This is a genomic window from Hydrotalea flava (assembly GCF_001623405.1).
In the GTDB taxonomy this organism is placed as follows: Bacteria; Bacteroidota; Bacteroidia; order Chitinophagales; family Chitinophagaceae; genus Hydrotalea; species Hydrotalea flava.
In genome coordinates this window covers 145,988-168,212 of sequence record NZ_LUHG01000045.1, presented here as the reverse complement: position 1 = coordinate 168,212, position 22,225 = coordinate 145,988, and the positions used below count along the sequence as shown (strand labels likewise).

The following is a 22,225-nucleotide window of genomic DNA, read 5'->3' as shown; positions in this document are numbered from 1 at the left end:
AGCAACTCAAAAGCCCGTATGCAATGTGGATAAATGTTGGCTCACTACATTTTTTTTGAAATCCATCAGCACCCAAAGACCCTATTGAGTTATAGAAGATTTTGAAAAAGCAGGTGTCAAACTCAAGAAATAATGTCATTATCATTACGCAACACAAAGATGTGTTGTAAGGTATAAAAATTTAGTGAGCAAAATAAGAATAGATGAAAAAATAAATTAAAGTTAACAATGCCTTATCAAATAAGGGAAAGCATTGTTAAGGGAAATACTATTCTTGCATACACCGGCACTGCTCATATAAGCAAAAATCCTGCACTATGAGCAGGCCTTCCTGTGTGCATGCTGTTGTACATATCAATTTTTATATTCTAATAAAACTGTATTAGTTTATTCTTTTAATTTGTGCACCAATATTGCGTAAGCGTTCATCAATATACTGATAGCCTCTGTCAATCTGCTCAATATTTTGAATAACGCTGGTGCCTTCTGCACTCAAAGCAGCAATCAACAATGCCTGTCCTGCTCTGATATCGGGACTACTCATGGTAATACCTCTTAATTTATTTTTGCGTGCCAGGCCAATTACGGTTGCCCGATGCGGATCGCATAAAATAATTTGCGCACCCATATCAATTAGTTTATCTACAAAAAACAATCTGCTTTCAAACATTTTCTGGTGTACCAAAACACTGCCTCTTGCCTGTATGGCAACTACCAGCACAATACTGAGCAGGTCGGGAGTAAAGCCGGGCCAGGGATGATCGTAAATAGTAAGAATACCCCCATCTAAATAAGTTTGAATTTCATACACATCCTGCTCGGGTATTATAATATCATCTCCTTTTATTTGCAAATGAATACCTAATTGTTGAAATTTTTCAGGAATTACACCGAGGTGTTGCACACCTGCCCCTTTAATGGTAAGCGCACTTTGTGTCATTGCCGCCAGACCAATAAAGCTACCTACTTCAATCATATCGGGCAAAAGGGTATGTTCCGTTCCGCATAAAGCATCTACACCTTCAATCTGCAATAAATTACTACCTATACCCGTAATTCTGGCTCCCATTCGATTCAACATTTTACACAGTTGTTGAATATATGGTTCGCAGGCTGCATTGTATATAGAAGTATTACCTTCTGCCAATACAGCCGCCATAATAATATTGGCTGTTCCGGTAACAGAAGGCTCATCTAACAACATAAAAGTGCCTTTTAATTGGGGTGCCGACAATTCAAAACAGCCTAATTTCTCCTGATATACGTAATTGGCACCTAATTTTTCAAAACCAATTACATGGGTGTCTAATCTTCTGCGGCCAATTTTATCGCCGCCCGGTTTTGGCAGGAATGCCTTTTTGTAACGCCCCAGCATAGCGCCCGCCAGCATAACACTGCCGCGAAGTTTTCCACCTTTGCTTCTAAACGCTTCGGAAGAGAGATAATCGGTATTTACACTGGCCGCTGTAAACTTACAACTGTGCCTGCTTAAACGTTCAACCTGAACGCCCATATCGGCCAATAACTCAATTAAAATATTCACATCAATAATATCGGGAATATTATGAATGGTAACTGTTTCAGATGTTAGCAAAACCGCCGCCAAAATTTGAAGCGCCTCATTTTTAGCGCCTTGTGGAATAATTTCGCCGTGCAGTTTTTTGCCTCCTATCACTTCAAATGAATGCATAAATAAAAAGTGTTTTAAAAATGATTGCTCAAAAATAAAGAGAGCCATCGGGGACAGCTCTCTTTTATTGAAATATTTTTACAGGCATTGAACGGTGTTGTATCAATACCTTTTTTTAAAATTGTTGGTTCTGGTATCCCTTTGTCCTGCATTGCGGTTATCGCGTTGGATGTTATTATTGTTTCGGTTACCTGTTGCACCGCCATTGCGGTTACTATTGTTATTGTTACGCTGACCATTGTTATTACGACTGCCAAAATTTTGTTGCCTGCGGCCGTTATTACCGGAGCGGGCATAATCATCCCGTTCAAAATTTTGATTGCGGTGTTTAATATAGGGTGTATTGCTAAACTCTAACGCTCCGCCGGTAATGCTATCCAACTCGCTTCTAATGGCATCATCGTGCACCAGCTCTTTGTGCCAGTTACTATAAGCCAGCTTCATATAGTAAGCAATGGCATTGGCAAAGCCTGCTTTCTTCTCCGGATTTTCTTCTTTCAATGCTTTATCAATCACCACTTCCAGATTTCTGCCTAAATGTGAATATTTGGGTTTGTGTTTAGGATAAGGTAACGGATCAGATTTGGCTTTGTAAGTTTCTTTCTGCGGAATGGGGTATGGACTGTCAACATCCAATTTAAAATCGCTGATAAAGAATAAATGATCCCAAAGCATGTGCCTGAAATCTTCTACATTCCGCAAATGCGGGTTTAAAAAACCCATCAATTCTATTACAGCCTTAGCCTGTTCATTTCTTTTTTGGCGGTCTTCTATGGTCATTACATACTCTACCATTTTGTGAATATGCCTGCCATATTCCCGCATACTTAATAAGCTTCTTGCGGTGTTATATTCCATGTTATCTACATTCATCAAAGGCAAATGTAGGTATTTAAGCAGTTGATTGCTATTTTTTGGAAATATAGCCTTATTTTGGCATTAAAATTCAATATAATGCCCTTGCAGCAGATGCATTCAATTCTTTATCTTCGCCAAATGGAACAGTTAGCAACACAGTTAGAAAATTACAAAAAAGAAGTACTGGCTTTTACCCCGCAAAATGCAGATGAGGTAGAAAGTTTTCGAATAAAATATCTGGGTACCAAAGGTTTGGTAAAAAGTTTAATGGCCGAAATGAAACGGGTACCCGCCGAACAAAAGCGGGCTGTGGGCCAACTATTGAACGAGTTTAAACTGCTGATAGAAGAAAGATTTCAATCTTTTGCTGCACTCAATCATACATCAACAACTGCAACGGTTGATACCGACTGGAGCTTACCAGGTGATCCCATTCCCGTAGGTACATTGCACCCATTAAGTATTGTGCGACAGCAAATTGTTACTATTTTTCAGAGATTAGGCTTTGCGGTAGCAGAAGGCCCTGAAATTGAAGACGATTGGCACAACTTTGGCGCCATGAATTTGCCTGAAGATCATCCGGCACGCGACATGCAAGATACCTTTTACATTAACCAAAACCCCGCATGGCTGTTAAGAACCCATACCAGCAGTGTACAGGCCAGGGTAATGGAACAACAAAAGCCACCTATAAGGGTAATTTGTCCGGGCCGCGTTTACCGAAATGAAACCATTAGCGCCAGAGCACATTGCTTTTTTCATCAGGTAGAAGGTTTGTATGTAGATGAAAATGTAAGCTTTGCCGATTTAAAACAAACCCTCTATTTTTTTGTACAGGAAATGTTTGGAAAAGATACGAAAGTACGTTTCAGGCCCTCTTATTTTCCATTTACCGAACCCAGTGCAGAAATGGATATCAGTTGCCTGATATGTGGCGGCAAAGGCTGCACCGTTTGTAAGCATACCGGCTGGGTAGAAATTTTAGGAAGTGGCATGGTGCACCCCAAAGTATTGGAGAATTTTAATATTGACTCCAACAAATACACCGGTTTTGCTTTTGGCATGGGTATAGAACGCATTTGCCAGTTAAAATACCGTGTGAATGATTTACGATTGTATTCACAAAACGATGTGCGGTTTTTACAACAATTTACTGCTGCTTTATAATACAAAAGCAACCTAAATTGTGGCGGCTGCTTTCATATCTATAGCCTATTTACAACCATTAGCTTCCACATCATGGTATTTACAACCAATGGTATTGTATTAAGAACTACCCGTTATGGCGAAACCAGTATTATTACCCAAATATATACTGAGTTATTTGGCATACAGAGTTATATTGTAAAAGGCGTACATCAATCAACACGCCGCAAACCAGTACAGGCTGTTTATTTTCAACCCGGGGCTATACTGGCGTTAGAAGTGTACCACCACCAGCAAAAACAACTGCAGTTTATTAAAGAATTTAGCTGGAGTTATATTTACCAAAATGTTTTAAACGATGTAAAAAGGCATACCGTTACCTTGTATATTGTAGAATTGCTGCAACACAGCTTACAACAACCCGAAGCACATGTTGAATTGTTTTATTTAACACAAGAAGCCCTGCAATTAACTGATACCGGCAATGATGTATTGGTGGCCAATCTTCCCATTTATTTTACCCTGCAGGCGGCAGCCATTCTGGGTTTCCAAATTCAAGGGCTATATAATGTTGCAACACCCTGGCTCGATTTACAGGAAGGCTTTTATGTAAGTACACAACCCAACCATGTGTATTTTATGGAAAAAGAAACAGCAAAAGCCACCGCTGCTTTATTGCAAATTATGCCCAAACAAATTGAAACCATTGGCGAAGTTGTGTTAAACCAAAGTACCAGAAGAGCCATTTTACAAGCATTGCAGCTTTACCTATCCTTACATATTCCCGGATTCGGGAAGCTGAAAAGTTTAGATATTTTACAGGAAATACTATCTGCTTAATCCATTACAATTTTACATAAGCCTTTTTACCTGTGCATTTTTAATGCTATTGCATTGAACATCTAGGCCTTTCAATTGCAAAATACCCGGTTGAGTATGTGGCGTAAAAGTGCCCAAATTATTTTCCATACCCAATGCCCTGGCGCCATTGTGCGTTGCCCATTGCAGTAAATTAGATATTGGAACTTTTGGAAAATACTGGTTAATAGTTGTTATTTCATCCAACACACTGAGTGAATGATTACTGGCCAGACTATCGGTACCAATGGTGATAGCTATACCAGCATCAATCATATCACTAACGGTGGGCACTTGCTGTTCAATGTATAAATTGGCATTGATACAAATGGCAGCAAAAAGTTGCGTGTTATATTGCTGTGCCCATTGTTGTATCCACATTAAATCATCCTTCGTCGAAAATGTATTGTGTACTAAAACAACAGCAGCGGCATTGTTGAAATAAGGCGCTACGGTTTGCAAACTACTTTTTCCCGAAGGAATAAAAAAGCTGTTATCTATTTGCATTTGCCGATACATACGCAAAAAATCGCCGGTACCATTCCTAAATAAAGCATCTTCAGCAGGTGTTTCCTGATTGTGCATGGTAATAACATTCCCTGAAAATTGGGGTGCTATTTTTTGCCATAATATAGCGGAAACAGAGTAAGGAGCATGTGGCACTATACTTTTAGGCGTTGAAAATTGTTGCCATAAACTTTTGGCCAGTTCAAAACGTTTTGCAGCAATAGCAGGTAACCATCCACTGGTTTCAATAAAGTTATAGTAATGTAAAGCAGATTGTTGTTTTTGCGCAAGGGTATGGTCAGTATTACAAATATCACCTACTGCAACAATGCCATTCCGTAACATTTCTGCTTCGGCTGCAATAATTGCCTGTTCAATAGCTTCGGGTTCAACAAATCGTTTGGTAATAATTTCCAAAACAAAATTTATCAGGCCGGTATGCATAGGGATAGTGCCCTTTAAATGGCTCAACTCTAAGTGGCAATGGGTATTTACAAATCCGGGACAAAGCACACCATCCATCTTTTGTATATCTGTACCCGCATCGGCTTCTGCAACAATGGCTTCAATGGTTCCATCAGACAATGCAATCAATACCTCACCGTTATGCAATAATTCTTTCCCTGTAAATAAAAAATCGGCCTGTAGTTTCTGATACAATGCAATTGTTTTTATACAGCAAAGTTCTGTATTTTATTGGGTATTTAGCATTTGCTGAAGGAGCATTTCGCTGCAAATCATAATTATCATATTCATCGCATCCACTATTTAAATCTGCATGCGCATTAAAAATGCCATTAAAAATGATGGATGGCATTAACCACATCTTCAATTATTGCCTAAAAAAAGTTATATTGCTACAGGTATTTATTTCCCCATCATACAAAACAACCAACATGAGAAAAACATTACTGCTAATGGGCATAGGCTTGTTAAGTTTACAGCAAAGCGCATGGTCGCAAACTGCTGCAATCAGTGGCTTTACCGAAAAAAACAGTGCCAAACAAATGGCATTAGAACAACAATTTGATGCTTTGTTAAGTGCACAAAATGTAGGTAACACCATTCAGGAATTGTCGGCCAAACCACACGAAATCGGATCGCCTGGCAGCAAAGCAGTTGCAGAAGCTATTTTAGCAAAATACAAATCATGGGGCTGGGATGCACATATTGAAACCTATCAGGTTTTATTTCCCACACCTGTTACCAGGGTATTGGAAATGACCTCGCCCACCAAATACACTGCTATTTTAAAAGAACCGGCTTTAAAAGAAGATGCCACCAGTGGGCAGGAGGGACAACTACCTACTTACAATGCCTGGAGTGCCGATGGTGATGTAACCGGGCAATTAGTATTTGTTAATTACGGATTACCCAGCGATTATGAAACCCTTGCCAAATTGGGTGTTGATGTAAAAGGTAAAATTGTAATTGCCAAATATGGCAGAAGCTGGCGAGGCATTAAACCAAAAGTAGCTTATGAGCATGGCGCCATTGGTTGTATTATTTATTCCGACCCTAAAGATGATGGTTACAGCCGTGGCGATGTTTACCCAAAGGGACCATTTAAAAACGAATATGGTGTACAACGTGGCAGTGTAATGGATATGGTATTGTACCCCGGCGACCCCTTAACACCTGGCGTTGGCGCTACTGAAAATGCACAACGTTTAGACCGTAAAGATGCTACCACCATATTAAAAATTCCAGTATTACCCATCAGCTATCATGATGCGCAACCTTTATTAGCCGCTTTAGACGGGCCGGTAGCACCTGCTGACTGGACAGGCGGATTACCCATTACGTATCATGTAGGTCCCGGTAAAGCCATTGTACATTTAAAATTAACATTCGACTGGAAGATTCGTCCGGCCTATGATGTAATTGCCAAAATAAAAGGCAGCACTTACCCCGATGAATGGGTAATTAGAGGCAACCACCACGATGCATGGGTAAATGGAGCCAATGACCCTATCAGCGGGCAATCTGCATTATTAGAAGAAGCCAAAGCCATTGGCGAATTGGTGAAAAAAGGCTGGCAACCCAAACGTACTTTAGTATACTGCGCATGGGATGGAGAAGAACCAGGTTTATTGGGCAGCACCGAATGGGCCGAAGATCATGGAAAAGAATTGCAACAAAAAGCAGTAGTATACATTAACTCTGATGGTAACGGCAGGGGCTTTCTGAATGCAGAAGGCTCACATGCACTGAATAATTTTATGTACCAAATTAGTGAAACAGTAAAAGATCCTGAAATCGATGTCAGTATTTTTAAAAGAAGATTAGCCGAGCAGATAGTACACGCTGCTACTGATGAAAAAAAACAGGCTTTAATGAAAGAACACACATTAGAATTAGGCGCCATGGGCTCAGGCTCTGATTATTCTTCTTTTATTCAGCACTTAGGCGTGCCTTGTTTAGATTTAGGTTTTGGAGGTGAAGATGCAGGCGGCGAATACCATTCCATTTATGATTCATGGGATATGTACCGCCGATTTAAAGACCCTACATTTGAATACGGTGTGGCCTTGGCGAAGACTGCCGGCAGAGCTGCCTTACGCATGGTAGAAGCCGATGTACTGCCTTTTGATTTCAGAAGCCTACATACAACCGTGGATGGTTATATTACCGACTTAATGAACATAACCAACCAAATGCGCATGAGTACACTGGTAGAAAATAAAATGATTGCCACCCATCAGTTTGAATTAGCGGCCGACCCCACTAAAAAAATGGTATTCCCTACTGAGAAACCCGCAGTACCCTACTTAGATTTCTCGCCTTTACAAAATGCCATTGTTGCTTTAAAAAACAGTAGTGATAGTTTGGCCATTACCTGGGAAAAAGCCTTACACAACAGCACAATACAAGCACCTCTCAACCAGGCTTTATACCGTGCAGAACAACAATTGTTATCTACCAACGGATTACCCCGCCGCCCATGGTACAAACACACTTTATATGCACCCGGCTTCTATACAGGTTATGGTGTTAAAACCATGCCCGGTATTCGTGAAGCAATAGAGCAACGCAACTGGCAGGAAGCGCAGGAACAAATTGCTGTTGATGCAGCCGCCATTCAACAATTGGCTGCCTATTTAGCCAAAGCAGCTCAGTTATAATTATTTGATTACCCATTACATTACAACATACAAGGGTTGCCTTTCAACGGCAGCCTTTTTATTTTTATGTCGTATACGCTTATAATAAAGTTTATAAAGACACAAGTTGGTTGGGCGAACAGGTTTCAGACGAATGATGCCATCTATTTTTTTAAGGATAGAAAACAATCACCATAATATAATTATTTTTAAGTATTCATACACTACTCATTTACATTAAATTTTACCTTTTTTGGTATTAAATATCGTAAAAACACGGTATTTTTAAAATTTACTTAAAATAATTATGTATATATAAAAATGTTTACTTATTATTGTAATGTAAAAATAATCATTATATGTAGCCGGTAGCTTCCACATTTTTTTTGGGGTTTACACTAAGCTGCGTATGATGAACTTTAGATAATCATCAAATAATAAACAATCCCTACCCCAAAAAATTGGTTAGGCTTTTAAAAAAATCACATGAAAAAAACGATATTATTTATTATTGGTACGGCTGTGTTAAATTGCATTTTACTTGCCCAAAAAAGTAAATTTTCATTGGAGGCCAATTATGGATTGAATGGCAATTTTTTTGTAAGAAGTTATGATGAACTGGGCGGCCCAAGCCCTAAAACCTATTTCTATAAAAAGAATTTTGTAGGTTCTATTGCAGGGGTGGAACTTAAATTTCAAATGGATAGTAGTTCTACCCTCAGCATTGCATATGCACAATCTGTAAATGGTAAAAAAATTAATTTTGATGGCCCTTTTAATTCCATTTATTTACAAATTGAAAATTTTACCATCAGGCATATCAATCATTTCTACCAATTTGCCTATGAAGGAACATGTAATAAACGAAAGAACAATTGGAAATACCAAGCAGGGCTATTTTACTTACGTTCTAACCAGCAAGAAATATCATTAGAAAATTTTAATAATTTAATTAATCTGGCAGAACGCAATTATAAAAACAACGGTTTGGAAGAAGGCGGCGTTTTTGCCGGATTAGGTTATTTTAAAACCATTGATCGCCATTTTTCTTTAGGCATTCGTTCAAGGATATATTTCCTAATTTCAACCGGAACATTTGAAGCGGTTACGTTAACACCTGCATTATCTTATCATTTCTAAATCAACAAAATGAAAATATATATTTATATCCTCCCCTTGTTATTATTGGCCCAGCATTGCGTTGGCCAATCTTCTTTTAAAAGAAACGACATTTATTTAGAAGCAGGCGGTAATGGCCTGTTTATTTCTGCCAACTATGAACGGCAATTAACCAAAGAGCCGGGTTTGGGTGTACGCATTGGCGTAGGCATGTATTCAGAAAATGCTTATTATTTAACCATACCCATTGGTATTAACTACCTTTTTGCTACTAAAAACCCTAAAGGATTTTTAGACGCCGGATTGGGCGTTAGTTTTACCCGAGAAAATGCTAAACTATTTTGGGAAAAAACCACACCTGCCGATGACCACTTTGTAAATTTTATTCCCAGTTTTGGCTATAGAAGACATACCACAAAAAATATGATGTGGCGTATTAGTTGCACGCCGGGAATTAACAAATTTGGCTTTGTACCCTGGATAGGTTTTTCAATTGGCAAACGGTTTTAGTAATACAAAAAGGCTAACAGCAACCACACTGTTAGCCTAACCTTACGCCACTGTTCTCTCTAACTCAACAACATTTTCCGTTATTAGAGGGTATACCCAACCCATCTAATATTTTTTCTAACGGACAAAACCGGGTAAAGGAGGATTGCAGTAAATTAACACCTACAAATACACTTAACCATATCCAGTTAACCGAAACAAAATAAATTAATACTACACTTACTAATACCAAACTGCCGGCAACGGCACGTACAATACGTTCTCTCATTTTTTTCTTTTTTTATATATTATAATTAATAACTGCTTGCCTCAACAGGTACAATAAAAGCCCTGATAGGAAATGCACTGGGCGTTTCATTATTAAACTTCTTTACCTGTTCAACAGCATGTTTCGCTTTATCATCCTCCGTAAAACTGAAAAAGAATAAAGCGCTGGTTTGTGCATCGCCACTGGCAAACCAGTTGTTGAGCATATAATTATTATGCTCTGCCTTATGGCCAATGGTATCGGTAACACTAAATACCGGCACTTTGGCTTTTTCGAGAATATGGGTTACGGCCAGCAAATCCTCTTTAATACTTGTAATAACTAACATTTTCATATACCATAGTTTTGGGGTGATTAATGGGTGATTTCATTGTTAGGATTGTTTTCGGGATTTGTATTTTCCGGATACTTTTTGCGCATCATTTTGTAATACAATAAAGGCACTACCAATAATGTGAGGAATGTAGAAGTAATGGTACCACCCATTAAAGATATGGCCAAACCCTGAAAAATAGGATCGAACAAAATAACAATAGCACCTAAAGCTACAGCACCAGCGGTTAATAAAATAGGCGTTGTTCTAACAGCTCCTGCTTCAATAATGGCCTGCTTTAATGGTATACCTTCCCGTAATCGGATATTGATGAAATCAATTAACAATACCGAGTTGCGCACCATTACACCTGCCAGCGCAATAAAACCAATCATAGAAGTAGCGGTAAAGAAAGCACCCATCATCCAGTGGCCAATAATAATACCAATTAATGATAATGGTATGGCTGCCAGCATAATAATAGGAACGGTAAAGTTTTGGAACCATCCTACTATCAACATATAAATAATTAAAATCACTACTACAAATGCAATACCTAAATCGCGAAATACTTCATAGGTAATTTGCCATTCGCCATCCCATTTCAATGAAAAATGATCTTCTAATTTAGGTGCATGGGTATATTCTTCTTTTAAAGTATAACCAGCCGGCAATTGTATACTATTGAGCTTATCAGATATATCGCTCATGGCATAAGACGGGCTTTCTAATTTACCGGCCATATCGGCAGTTACATACACTACACGTTTTTGATTTTTGCGATAAATGCTTTTTTCTTTAATACCTCTTGTAATGGTTACCAAATCGCCAACAGGAATTGCATTACCTTGTTGATTAATGACTTTTAAATTTTTCAGTGCATTAATATCCGATTTATCGGCATCACTTAATTGTAATGAAATATTCACCGGATCATAACTGGAAGGTAGATGCAACGTACCCACATTGCTGTTCGATAAAGCGGCATGCATGGTAGCTACTACCTGCGCCGGTGCAATACCATAGCGCATCGCCTTTTCTTTATCTACATCAAACTTATATTCAGTCTGGTCATGCTCTACCCGCCAGTCAACATCCACCACATCTGGCGTTGTAGCAAACAACTGCTTAATTTGTTTGGCAATGGCAATTTGTTGCCTGTAATCGGGCCCATACACTTCTGCAACTAAAGTAGATAATACCGGCGGGCCTGGTGGTACTTCTACTATTTTAACATTGGCATTGTATTGCTTAGCAATTTCCTGTATACCCGGCCGCATGCTTTTGGCAATAGCATGGCTTTGCTCTTTCCGGTCTTCTTTCTTCACCAAATTAATTTGTATATCGGCCATATTATCGCCTCTTCTAAAATCGTAGTGGCGAACCAACCCGTTAAAACTAATAGGCCCTGCAGTGCCAATATATTCCTGATAATTCTCCACCATAGGTTGATGGGAAACAAATTCAGCAATTTCTTTGGTAACAACGGCAGTTTTTTCTAAAGTACTTCCTTCAGGCATATCAATCACCACCTGAAATTCATTCTTATTATCGAATGGTAGCATTTTAACGGCCACCGCCTTTGTGTAAAACATCATCATCGATGCAAACAGAATTACAACAATGCTAATCATGAATACCCAACGTTTCCATCTGGTTTGCAGCATGGGATTGATAAATGATTTGTAAATCTTGTAAATACCTGTTTTTTCAAGTACGACCGGCGGTTTCTCTTTGCCATGATGTTCTCTTTCTCGCAGAAATAAATAACCCAGATAAGGTGTTAATGTAAGCGCTACAATTAAAGACAACATCATAGCAATAGAGGCGCCTATGGGCATGGGGCTCATGTATGGTCCCATCAATCCCGATACAAATGCCATAGGCAATACCGCTGCAATAACCGTAAATGTAGCAAGAATAGTAGGATTACCTACTTCATTAATGGCATAGATTGCAGCCTGCAATGGCGGAAGCCGTTTCATTTTAAAATGCCGGTGCATATTCTCGGCAATAATAATTGAATCATCTACCACAATACCTGTAATAAATACCAAAGCAAAAAGTGTAATACGGTTTAATGTGTAATGTAGAAAATAATATGCAAATAAGGTTAGGGCAAACGTAACAGGCACTGATAAAAACACCACCAAACCACCACGCCAACCCATTGCCAGCATTACAAACAAAGTAACTACAACAATGGCAATAAATAAGTGAAACAGCAATTCAGATACTTTTTCAGAAGCGGTTTCTCCATAATTACGTGTGGTAGTTACATGCACATCGGCCGGAATTAACTGGCTTTTAATATGGTTGATTTTAGAAAGAATTTCCTCAGAAATCTGCATAGCATCTGCCCCTTTCTTTTTGGCTATAGATAAGGTTACAGCTGGGTAAGATGCTACATAACGGTAGTCTTTTGACGTATCTGCTTTTCCATAACCAAAATATACATATTGGCTGGGTGTTTCAGGGCCATCTACCACTTTTGCCACCTGGCGCAGAAATACCGGTTGTTGTTGATTGGTGCCGATAATTAAATTAGCCACATCATCTGCATTGGTTAAAAAGTTTCCTGTTTCAACCGCAAAAGCTGTATCACTTTTTAACATAGTACCTGATGCTAATTGTGCATTATTGCCCTGCATTTGTTTGGCGATACTCAAAAAATCAACATGGTACTCGGCCATTTTATCTTTGTTCAAAATTACTTTTACCACACGGCTTCGTCCGCCAATAATATTTACAGCCGATACATCAGGTACTTTTTTAATTTCGTTGGTAAGCACTTCGCCCATTTGGCGTAAAGCATAATCATCGTAATGATTACTCCATAAGGTAAGCCCTAATACAGGAACATCATCAATGGCACGTGTTTTCACCAATGGCAGTGTAACGCCCTGTGGCAGCTTATCCATATTCTTCATCAGTTCATTGTACAATTTTACCAATGAACGTTCTACATCTTCCCCTACATAAAACTGCACAATTAACATGGCTCTTCCCTGCATGGTAGTTGAGTATACATATTCAACACCTTTTACATTAGAAATAATTTTTTCTAATGGTGCAGTAACTTTCGATTCTACTTCTTGTGGTTCTGCCCCGGGAAACCCTACCAACACATCGGCCATTGGCACTTCAATTTGTGGTTCTTCTTCCCGCGGAATTAAATAGGTACTGTATGCACCTATCAGTAAAAAAGCAATCATTAACAGAATGGTGAGTTTACTCTGTATGAATGCTTTGGCAATATTTCCCGCAAATCCTTTTTCCATAATAAATTTTCTAATAGTTTATAATGTCAGCAATTATTTTATTAACCGCTTAATTGGTGCAACTTTCAATGTTATTCAGCAACCTGGTGTTATTTTATTTCTTTCACAGGAACTCCATCCGCTAATTTTCCGTTTGCGCTCAATATAAATGGCTCATCTTTACTTAATCCGGATAACACTTCTACATCATTACCCATTTGTTTACCTAAGCGAACCCAACGTAATAAAGCAGTATGATTGGCAGAAACTGTATACAAACCGGTTAGTTCATCTTTATAAAAAATAGCAGATACTGGAACCATTACAGCATCGTTGCTTGTATTCAATACATTTGTAATTTGTTTAACAGGCAATTGTGCGGTTACATACATGCCTGCATATAAACCAGTTTTTTCATTTTCGGGAATGGCTACTTTAACAATATACTGACCGCCGGTGTACTGTGCACTCTGGCTTATTTGTGTAATGCTTCCTTTTATGGTTTTATTAATGGCCTGAATGTATAATGGCACTACGTTACCCATGTGCATATTGTTAATTTGCGATTCCGGCACTGCAATACTTACCTGAAAACTGCCTGATTTTTCAATGGTTAACAATGGCATTCCGGGATTGGCCATACTACCTGCATCGGCCATTTTTTGTGTTACAACACCACTAAATGGAGATGTTAGACTGGTATAAGCTAACATGGCATTTACCTCATTACGCATTTGCCTGGCAGCATCTACTCTTGATTTGGCAGCATTGTATTGTAAAGTAACATTATCCAACTCTTTGGCAGAAGCACTTTGTTGTTGGTACAATGCAGTAAAGCGATCGTAATCTTTTTGTGCATTTTTTAATGCAGCTTCTGCTTCTGCAATCATGGCATCGGCCTGTGCTCTTTTGGCCAACATATCCTGATTGCTGATGGTAGCCAATAACTGACCTTGTGTTACGTGATCACCTACTTTTACTTTCATTGATGTAATATAACCCATTACACGTGTGCTGATATTGGCACTTTGCACCGCTTCTATTTGTCCGCCTAAACTCAATGCATTTTGGGTTGCAGCATTGGGTAAGGCCATTTTTACTTCAACCGGAGGAATCGCAGTTGTATTTTCCTGCTTTTTTTCATTAGATGAGCAGGCAGAAAAAAACAGGCCTGTCATTGCCAACATAACGGTAGTGGTTTTTACATTTTTATTCATAGCTATTTTTTGAAATTTTTATTAATGAGTGGTTGCAGTTAAAAATTGTATATAAGCTTTGGTTGACTGGTAATTAAACTGTGCCTGTGCCAGCCCTAATTTTTGTTGTGCCAGTTGTGTTTCGGCCATCAGCACATCAGTAGTTTTTACTAAGCCCTGCTCGTATCTGTTTTGCAGAATGCGCAAAGCCTCTGTAGCCTGTTGAATGGCAGCGTGCTGCTGCTCAATTTGAAACCGGGCATCCTGTAAATCGCGATTAGTTTTATTGAGTTCTAATTGACTTTGGTCTTTTTGTTGTGCCAATTGTTGTTCCAGCTTATTGCGCTCCAATGTTTTGGTAACAATGGTATTTTTGGTTCTGTTACCATTAAAAATATTCCAGGAAAGTTGTATGCCGGCCAAATAAGCATTGGCACCAAAGCCAAACATGCGGCTATCGTTCAGTTGATAATTTCCAAAAGCATTCAGCTTAGGCAAATAACTCATTTTGCTGCTTTTAATCATCAGATTACTGGCTTCTATTGCGGTTTTCATGGCCATAAAATCGGCACGTGCATCCGGAACTTTTATAGCTGTATCTGCAACGATAATATCATCAATATTTTTATCGGCAATCATATATACCAATCCTGCAGGTACGCCCATCAAAAAACTTAAATAGTCACTTGCATTTCTAATATTACTTTTTGCATTGGCCAAATTAGTGGTTACCATACTTTCATGCACCTGTGCATTCAGTACATCAGATTTCTGAACCAGACCCTGATTAAAATAATTATTGGTGAGCTGGTACATGGCATGTGCAGTTTGTGCAGCTTCCTGCAACACTTTCACTGCATCATAAGCCAACTGAAGTTGCAGATAAGCTTTCTGTACTTCATAGGTAACATATTCTTTTGTACGCTTTGTTTTAAACTGATACAATTCAGATTGTTTAGCTGCACCTTTCCGCATATACAACATATCCAAATTTAATAGCGGTTGCTGTACAGATAATTGGGTGGAAAAATCGGGTGTACCAGAAGGATGATTCAATAAATCAGGATTGAAATCAGCCTGTGTAATGGATTTTTGCTGCAGTTTAAATCCAAATGCATTCAAGGGATTATTGGTACTCATAGCTGTATAAGAAACTCCAACCTGTGGTAAAAATATGGCATCGGTTTGTTTATAATTGCTTTGAGCAATTTGTTCGTCAATCCCTGCCAGTTGTACTGATTTGTTATTGGAAGATGCCCTTGTAATAGCATCAGCCAAGGTTAAAATCTGCGTACTATCCTGCGCTGATACCAGATGATTGAACAACATTAAACATACGCCAATGAAGGCACTGACTGCATACTTTCTTTTCATTCTTAGCATCGTGTTAAAAATTTGATGCAAAACTATCATCAGCAAACAGCCTGTACTGTGACATATATCACCCAAAAAAAATTCCTTTTTTTAAACAAACAGCAAGTAATGGTTCCTCTTTTCATTTGCCCGGTTATACAACCCATTATGTGATAAACATCACCAAACAACAAAAACTGATGTTGTAACTTCGCTAAAAATTTTACAATGGCAACGAAACATTTAACCACCCAGGAATTCAAAGACCTTGTTTTTGATTATACCAAAGAACAGGAATGGAAATACAAAGGCAATTTGCCTGCTATTATTGATTTTTATGCAGACTGGTGCGGGCCTTGCAAAATGGTAGCTCCTGTTTTAGAGGAATTATCGAATGAATATGAAGGGAAACTAATTGTTTATAAAGTAGATACCGAAAAAGAACAGGAACTGGCTGGCGTATTTGGCATTCAAAGCATACCTACTTTTTTATTCATACCGGCAGAAGGTCAACCCATGATGCAGCCTGGTGCTTTACCCAAAAAAGTATTTAAACAGGTAATTGAAGAAGAATTACTGCCTATTGCAAGTGAAGAAAAATAAAGAAAAGTGAGAACCCGGGTTATATTGTAATAATTGTGCCCGCTATTTATATTGTTAATGGATGATATTGAAAAAAGAATAAAATGATGACAAATTTTTGGGACCAACGGTATGCAGAAAATGACTCAGTGTATGGATTAGAACCAAACCAGTTTTTCAAAACATTTATTGATAACAACAAACCGGGCACAATATTATTACCCGCCGAAGGCGAAGGGCGCAATGCCATTTATGCTGCACAGCAAGGGTGGACCGTTGATACATTTGATTACAGTGCAGTAGCAAAAGAAAAAGCACTGCAACGTGCAGCATCATTGGGTGTCACTATTCATTATGAAGTAAAAGATATCAATGATTATGTTCCGGAAAAACAATATGATGCGGTAGCACTCATTTATGTGCATTTACCCGAACCCCTCCGAAAAAAGTTTCACGCCAATGTAGTAGCCTCCATAAAACCCGGTGGTTACTTAGTGGTAGAATCTTTCAGCAAAGAACAAATACATCATAAAAGTGGAGGACCAACCGATCCTAATTTATTATACGATGCACCCACACTCTGTTCTGATTTCCAATTATTACATATTATCAGTTGTGGGCAAAAAGAAGTAATGCTTTCAGAAGGAGAATTTCATTCAGGCAGTGCCGATGTATTACGATTAGTAGCCCAAAAGTTGTAATTTATTACAGCTTGGATGAATAGGCTATACAATGCAGTAATTTTAATGCATGTAACATCAACTTTTTTATGAAAAGAATATTGTTATGGACATGCACCTGTTTATTATTCCTCACTGCATGCAACCATCACCCTAAAACAACTATCACCAGCGATGATGGTAAAACAAAAGCAAATGTTGACTTGAGTGGGCTTTCTGATGAAGATGATAAAGTAATGGGGCAAAAAGTAAATGAATTAAAAAAAAACAACTCCACTAACTACCAATCAGCTCGAAGCTTTATTACCCGAACAACTATTTAATTTAAAACGCAGCAATTTTGAAGCCAGCAACATGATGGGCTTTTCAACTGCTGATGCAACTTATAAAAATGATGACGGCAGCAAAAAAATAAAACTAACCCTATTTGATTGTGCAGGAGATGCCGTAGCAGGTATTTATTCGCAGAATTATCTTACAAAAATGAATATCCAATCCGAATCGGAAGACGGTTACACCAAATCAATTGATTTTATGGGGCAAAAAGCGATGGAAACTTATCAAAAAAGCAACAAAAAGTACGAGTTAACTTTTCTGGTAAACTTCAGGCTGTTAATAAACTTAGCAACCACTACCCGCAATGCAACTGAACTGAAACAGGCTGCAGCCACTCTTCAATTTACTATCCCTTCCTAACTGTTTCGTTTCATTAGTAATATATATGAATATTGCACATTACCAAAATATTTTGAGTCTATCGTATGCACATTTCTTCCACAAACTGTGTTCGTTAAAAAAATCATTCCTTTGTATGAGGTGGATTGAACAAAAAAGATTAGTGCAGTTTTTTTGTTTGAAGAAAAATATGTTTTCAACATTGGGTTAATAACAATTTTGCCATTTAAACCCAAGCTTAACTATTTTGCTGCTCGGTTTAGGGTTTCCTACACATGGAATGAATAGGGAATCAGGTGTAAGTCCTGAACTATCCCCGTAGCTGTTACCCATTTTCAAATGTTTTGGCAAAACACACCACTGTTTCAAAAGAAATGGGAAGGTAGCCAAATCATCGGAAGTCAGAAGACCTGCCTTAAACCCAACATATAGCAATGCTTTCGGGCGAAAAGCAGGTTCGTTCAGTATAGGCCGGCAACCACTTATTCCGGTTTATATAACGACCACTTCAGCACCGAATATTCATAAAACAAAAAAATTATAATACTATTATGAGCAGTAGTGATGAAATTTTATTGAAAGAAAACAAAGACCGATTTGTAATTCTGCCCATTAACTATCCGGTCATTTGGGAAAAATACAAGCAACATGAAGCCAGTTTCTGGACCGCAGAAGAAATTGATCTGGGCGCCGATTTAAAAGATTGGGAGAACCTGAATAATGGCGAACGTCATTTCATTTCGCATATTCTGGCATTTTTTGCTGCCAGCGATGGCATTGTAAATGAAAATTTAGCAGTAAACTTCATGAGCGAAGTACAGTTACCGGAAGCGCGTTGTTTTTATGGTTTTCAGATTATGATGGAAAACATCCACTCTGAAACCTATGCATTATTAATCGATACTTATATCAAAAATCCCGAAGAAAAGAACAGATTATTTCATGCCATAGATACCGTACCTGCCGTAAAGAAAAAAGCAGAATGGGCTTTACGCTGGATTACCAATGGCAATTTTGCAGAAAGACTGGTTGCGTTTGCAGCCGTAGAAGGCATTTTTTTCAGTGGCAGCTTCTGCTCTATTTTCTGGCTCAAGAAACGAGGTTTGATGCCCGGATTAACTTTCAGTAACGAATTGATTTCACGTGATGAAGGTTTGCACTGCGAATTTGCATGCCTGTTGTATAAAATGCTGCAAAACAAATTATCGGAAGCACAGGTAAAAAGCATTATTACTGATGCAGTGACCATTGAAAAAGAATTTATTACGGAAGCACTGCCGGTAGATTTAATTGGTATGAATGCCAAATTAATGCAACAATACATTGAATTTGTGGCCGACCGCTGGTTGGTTGAACTGGGCTACCCAAAGGTGTACAATGCCACCAATCCATTCGATTTTATGGAAATGATTTCCTTACAGGGCAAAACCAATTTTTTTGAAAAAAGAGTAGGCGATTATCAAAAAGCCGGTGTAATGGGAACCAGTACAGTATCACAATCTTTTTCATTGGATGAGGATTTTTAACCTATTTCAATACCCCAACAAAAAATACCATTTAAAATAGTTTGACTATGCACGTAATTAAAAGAGATGGAAGAAAAGAAACCGTAAAGTTCGATAAAGTAACCGCACGTATTCAAAAATTATCCTACAGCCTTAGCCCAATGGTGAATGTGATTGATGTAGCCAAAAAAACCATAGAGGGTATTTACGATGGTGTACACACAGCAGAATTGGATAATTTAGCTGCCGAAACCGCCGCATCGCTCACCATTACGCACCCCGACTATGCTATTCTGGCTTCACGCATTGCAGTAAGCAATCTACACAAAAACACCATCAAAAGTTTTTCTGCAACCATGCGGCTTTTATACAATTACACTGATACACATTCCGGAAAAAAAATGCCATTAATAGCAGATGATGTAATGGAAGTAATTGAAGCCAATGCAGAATTATTAGACAGCACTATTATTTACGACCGCGATTTTGCTTTTGATTATTTCGGATTTAAAACATTAGAAAAATCTTACCTGCTTAAGCTAAATGGTAAAATTGTTGAACGTCCGCAACACATGTACATGCGTGTAGCCATTGGTATTCATAAAAAAGATGTGGAGCGTGCTATTAAAACCTACCATTTAATGAGTGAACGCTGGTTTACCCATGCTACACCAACACTATTTAATGCAGGCACACCCAAACCACAAATGAGTTCCTGCTTTTTGTTAACCATGAAAGAAGATAGTATTGATGGCATTTATGATACCCTAAAACAAACCGCAAAAATATCGCAAAGTGCCGGTGGTATTGGATTAGCCATTCATAATATACGTGCTACAGGCAGTTATATTGGCGGCACCAACGGTACCAGCAATGGCATTGTACCTATGTTGCGAGTGTTTAATGATACAGCACGATATGTTGATCAGGGAGGTGGTAAAAGAAAAGGTGCTTTTGCAGTATATTTAGAACCTTGGCATGCTGATGTGTTTGAGTTTTTAGACCTGAAAAAAAATCACGGCAAAGAAGAATTACGGGCAAGAGATTTATTCTATGCCCTCTGGATTCCGGATTTATTCATGAAACGGGTAGAAGCCAATGAAGAATGGAGTTTATTTTGCCCCAATGAAGCACCCGGCTTAAGCGACTGCTGGGGCGAAGCTTTTGAACAATTGTACACACAGTATGAAGCAGAAGGCAGGGCCCGCAAAACCATTAAAGCACAAGAGCTTTGGTTTAAAATAATGGAATCGCAAATAGAAACCGGCACACCTTATATGTTGTATAAAGATGCTGCCAACCGCAAAAGCAATCAGCAAAACTTAGGCACCATTAAAAGCAGTAACCTATGTACTGAAATTATGGAGTACACATCGCCTGAAGAAGTGGCGGTATGTAATCTAGCTTCGCTGGCATTGCCACGCTTTGTAGAAAACGGCAGTTTTAATCACGAAAAATTATATGAGGTTACTTATACCGCTACCATTAATTTAAACCGCATCATTGATCATAATTATTATCCGGTAGAAGAAGCCAGAAATTCAAACCTCAAACACCGCCCCATTGGTTTAGGTGTACAGGGGTTGGCAGATGTGTTTATTTTATTACGCCTGCCTTTTGAAAGTGATTTAGCTAAAATGTTAAATAAAGAAATTTTTGAAACTATTTATTTTGCTGCCATGACAGCCAGTAAAGACCTGGCCATTCAGGAAGGTGCTTATGAAACATTTGCCGGCTCACCCTTATCAAAAGGTATTTTCCAGTTCGATATGTGGGATGCAACCCCTTCTAACCGTTGGAACTGGGAAGCACTGAGGCAGGAAGTAAAACAATATGGCGTTCGCAATTCATTACTGGTTGCACCCATGCCCACAGCCTCTACCTCGCAAATACTCGGCAATAATGAATGTTTTGAACCCTACACTTCTAATATTTATACCAGAAGGGTATTAAGCGGTGAATACATCATCGTAAACAAACATTTACTGAAAGATTTAATTCAACTGGGCTTATGGAACAACACCATGAAAACCAAAATTATTGCTGCCAACGGCTCTATTCAAAATATAGCCGAAATACCCGCCGATATTAAAGAACTTTATAAAACCGTATGGGAAATTAAACAAAGAAATATTATAGATATGGCTGCCGACAGAGGCGCATTTATCTGCCAGTCGCAATCATTGAATTTGTTTGTAGATGCTCCCAACTCATCCAAACTTACTTCTATGCATTTTTATGCCTGGAAAAAAGGCCTTAAAACAGGTATGTATTACTTGCGTTCACAGGCAGCAACACAAGCTGTTCAGTTTACCGTTGAAAAACAAGCAGAAATTACAGCACAACCGGTTATTCCTGTGGCTGAATCGGCCTCTGAAAACGATGTAACCGCTACCATAACAGAAGGCGCTGTTTGCACCATGCAGGAAGGATGTATTAGTTGCGGCTCATAAAATCAGCAAATGGATACTTTTTAAAAACCGTTATAAAAAATATAATTATTTTTTTATATCAATTAAAATATTTAAGTTTGTTCAATGATTAAAGGCTTTTTTAGACTGAAAGGATAACAGAATATACTTAGGCGAAGAATAACAATGA

19 protein-coding genes and 1 riboswitch are annotated in these 22,225 nt (G+C 38.4%); of the genes, 11 read left to right on the top strand and 8 right to left on the bottom strand.

The genetic code is table 11. The features are described from left to right. Positions 1–382 precede the first annotated feature (382 nt). A complete protein-coding gene (gene murA, locus A0F92_RS05215; protein WP_068242425.1) occupies positions 383–1,690 on the bottom strand; it encodes a UDP-N-acetylglucosamine 1-carboxyvinyltransferase in 1,308 nt (435 codons plus the stop codon). A 102-nt stretch (positions 1,691–1,792) separates the two neighbouring features. Continuing rightward, positions 1,793–2,548, bottom strand: coding sequence for a DUF4290 domain-containing protein (locus A0F92_RS05210; protein ID WP_068242423.1), 756 nt, complete (start codon positions 2,546–2,548; stop codon positions 1,793–1,795). A gap of 138 nt (positions 2,549–2,686) precedes the next feature. On the opposite strand from A0F92_RS05210, the gene pheS reads away from it, so the two are divergent. Together pheS and recO are read left to right on the top strand one after the other, a co-directional pair. Next, positions 2,687–3,715 carry a phenylalanine--tRNA ligase subunit alpha gene (gene pheS, locus A0F92_RS05205; RefSeq protein ID WP_068242390.1) on the top strand — a complete coding sequence of 343 codons (1,029 nt, stop codon included), beginning with the start codon at positions 2,687–2,689 and terminating at the stop codon, positions 3,713–3,715. A gap of 72 nt (positions 3,716–3,787) precedes the next feature. Continuing rightward, complete coding sequence (gene recO, locus A0F92_RS05200) at positions 3,788–4,534, top strand: DNA repair protein RecO (protein ID WP_068242388.1); 747 nt, start codon at positions 3,788–3,790, stop codon at positions 4,532–4,534. Positions 4,535–4,546: 12 nt separating this feature from the next. Here the strand turns inward: recO and A0F92_RS05195 are convergent, their stop codons facing one another. Further along, positions 4,547–5,719, bottom strand: a complete 1,173-nt coding sequence (locus tag A0F92_RS05195) for an amidohydrolase family protein (protein ID WP_068242385.1) — start codon at positions 5,717–5,719, stop codon at positions 4,547–4,549. Between the two features lie 236 nt (positions 5,720–5,955). Here A0F92_RS05195 and A0F92_RS05185 point away from each other — a divergent pair, with 236 nt between their 5' ends. The 3 genes from A0F92_RS05185 (at position 5,956) to A0F92_RS05175 (ending at position 9,792) form a co-directional block, all read left to right on the top strand. Further along, positions 5,956–8,184, top strand: coding sequence for a transferrin receptor-like dimerization domain-containing protein (locus A0F92_RS05185; protein WP_068242421.1), 2,229 nt, complete (start codon positions 5,956–5,958; stop codon positions 8,182–8,184). Between the two features lie 465 nt (positions 8,185–8,649). Further along, complete coding sequence (locus A0F92_RS05180) at positions 8,650–9,303, top strand: hypothetical protein (protein ID WP_068242381.1); 654 nt, start codon at positions 8,650–8,652, stop codon at positions 9,301–9,303. Positions 9,304–9,312: 9 nt separating this feature from the next. Further along, positions 9,313–9,792, top strand: a complete 480-nt coding sequence (locus tag A0F92_RS05175) for a hypothetical protein (protein ID WP_068242379.1) — start codon at positions 9,313–9,315, stop codon at positions 9,790–9,792. 64 nt (positions 9,793–9,856) lie between these two features. Here A0F92_RS05175 and A0F92_RS05170 read toward each other — a convergent pair whose 3' ends face one another. The 5 genes from A0F92_RS05170 to A0F92_RS05150 form a co-directional block, all read right to left on the bottom strand. Next, a complete protein-coding gene (locus tag A0F92_RS05170; protein ID WP_068242376.1) occupies positions 9,857–10,060 on the bottom strand; it encodes a YgaP family membrane protein in 204 nt (67 codons plus the stop codon). A gap of 25 nt (positions 10,061–10,085) precedes the next feature. Beyond that, positions 10,086–10,394, bottom strand: a complete 309-nt coding sequence (locus A0F92_RS05165; RefSeq protein WP_068242375.1) for a hypothetical protein — start codon at positions 10,392–10,394, stop codon at positions 10,086–10,088. 20 nt (positions 10,395–10,414) lie between these two features. Further along, complete coding sequence (locus A0F92_RS05160; RefSeq protein WP_068242372.1) at positions 10,415–13,654, bottom strand: efflux RND transporter permease subunit; 3,240 nt, start codon at positions 13,652–13,654, stop codon at positions 10,415–10,417. A gap of 89 nt (positions 13,655–13,743) precedes the next feature. Then, complete coding sequence (locus A0F92_RS05155; RefSeq protein WP_068242370.1) at positions 13,744–14,850, bottom strand: efflux RND transporter periplasmic adaptor subunit; 1,107 nt, start codon at positions 14,848–14,850, stop codon at positions 13,744–13,746. Positions 14,851–14,871: 21 nt separating this feature from the next. Further along, complete coding sequence (locus A0F92_RS05150) at positions 14,872–16,203, bottom strand: TolC family protein (RefSeq protein ID WP_068242368.1); 1,332 nt, start codon at positions 16,201–16,203, stop codon at positions 14,872–14,874. A gap of 207 nt (positions 16,204–16,410) precedes the next feature. Between A0F92_RS05150 and trxA the strand changes: the two genes are divergently transcribed. From trxA to A0F92_RS05120, 6 genes are all read left to right on the top strand, one after another. Then, on the top strand, positions 16,411–16,785 hold the full coding sequence (trxA, locus tag A0F92_RS05145) for a thioredoxin (RefSeq protein ID WP_068242365.1): 375 nt from the start codon (positions 16,411–16,413) through the stop codon (positions 16,783–16,785). A gap of 83 nt (positions 16,786–16,868) precedes the next feature. Beyond that, on the top strand, positions 16,869–17,465 hold the full coding sequence (locus A0F92_RS05140; protein WP_167516823.1) for a class I SAM-dependent methyltransferase: 597 nt from the start codon (positions 16,869–16,871) through the stop codon (positions 17,463–17,465). A gap of 68 nt (positions 17,466–17,533) precedes the next feature. Beyond that, positions 17,534–17,767, top strand: a complete 234-nt coding sequence (locus tag A0F92_RS05135) for a hypothetical protein (RefSeq protein ID WP_068242362.1) — start codon at positions 17,534–17,536, stop codon at positions 17,765–17,767. Positions 17,768–17,798: 31 nt separating this feature from the next. Then, positions 17,799–18,140 (top strand): hypothetical protein, encoded by a 342-nt coding sequence (locus A0F92_RS05130; protein WP_068242360.1) that lies wholly within the window; start codon positions 17,799–17,801, stop codon positions 18,138–18,140. Positions 18,141–18,364: 224 nt separating this feature from the next. Further along, positions 18,365–18,551, top strand: a riboswitch (cobalamin riboswitch). Between the two features lie 119 nt (positions 18,552–18,670). Beyond that, a complete protein-coding gene (locus tag A0F92_RS05125) occupies positions 18,671–19,645 on the top strand; it encodes a ribonucleoside-diphosphate reductase small subunit (RefSeq protein WP_068242358.1) in 975 nt (324 codons plus the stop codon). Positions 19,646–19,692: 47 nt separating this feature from the next. After that, complete coding sequence (locus A0F92_RS05120; RefSeq protein ID WP_068242418.1) at positions 19,693–22,077, top strand: ribonucleoside-diphosphate reductase subunit alpha; 2,385 nt, start codon at positions 19,693–19,695, stop codon at positions 22,075–22,077. Positions 22,078–22,225: the final 148 nt, after the last annotated feature.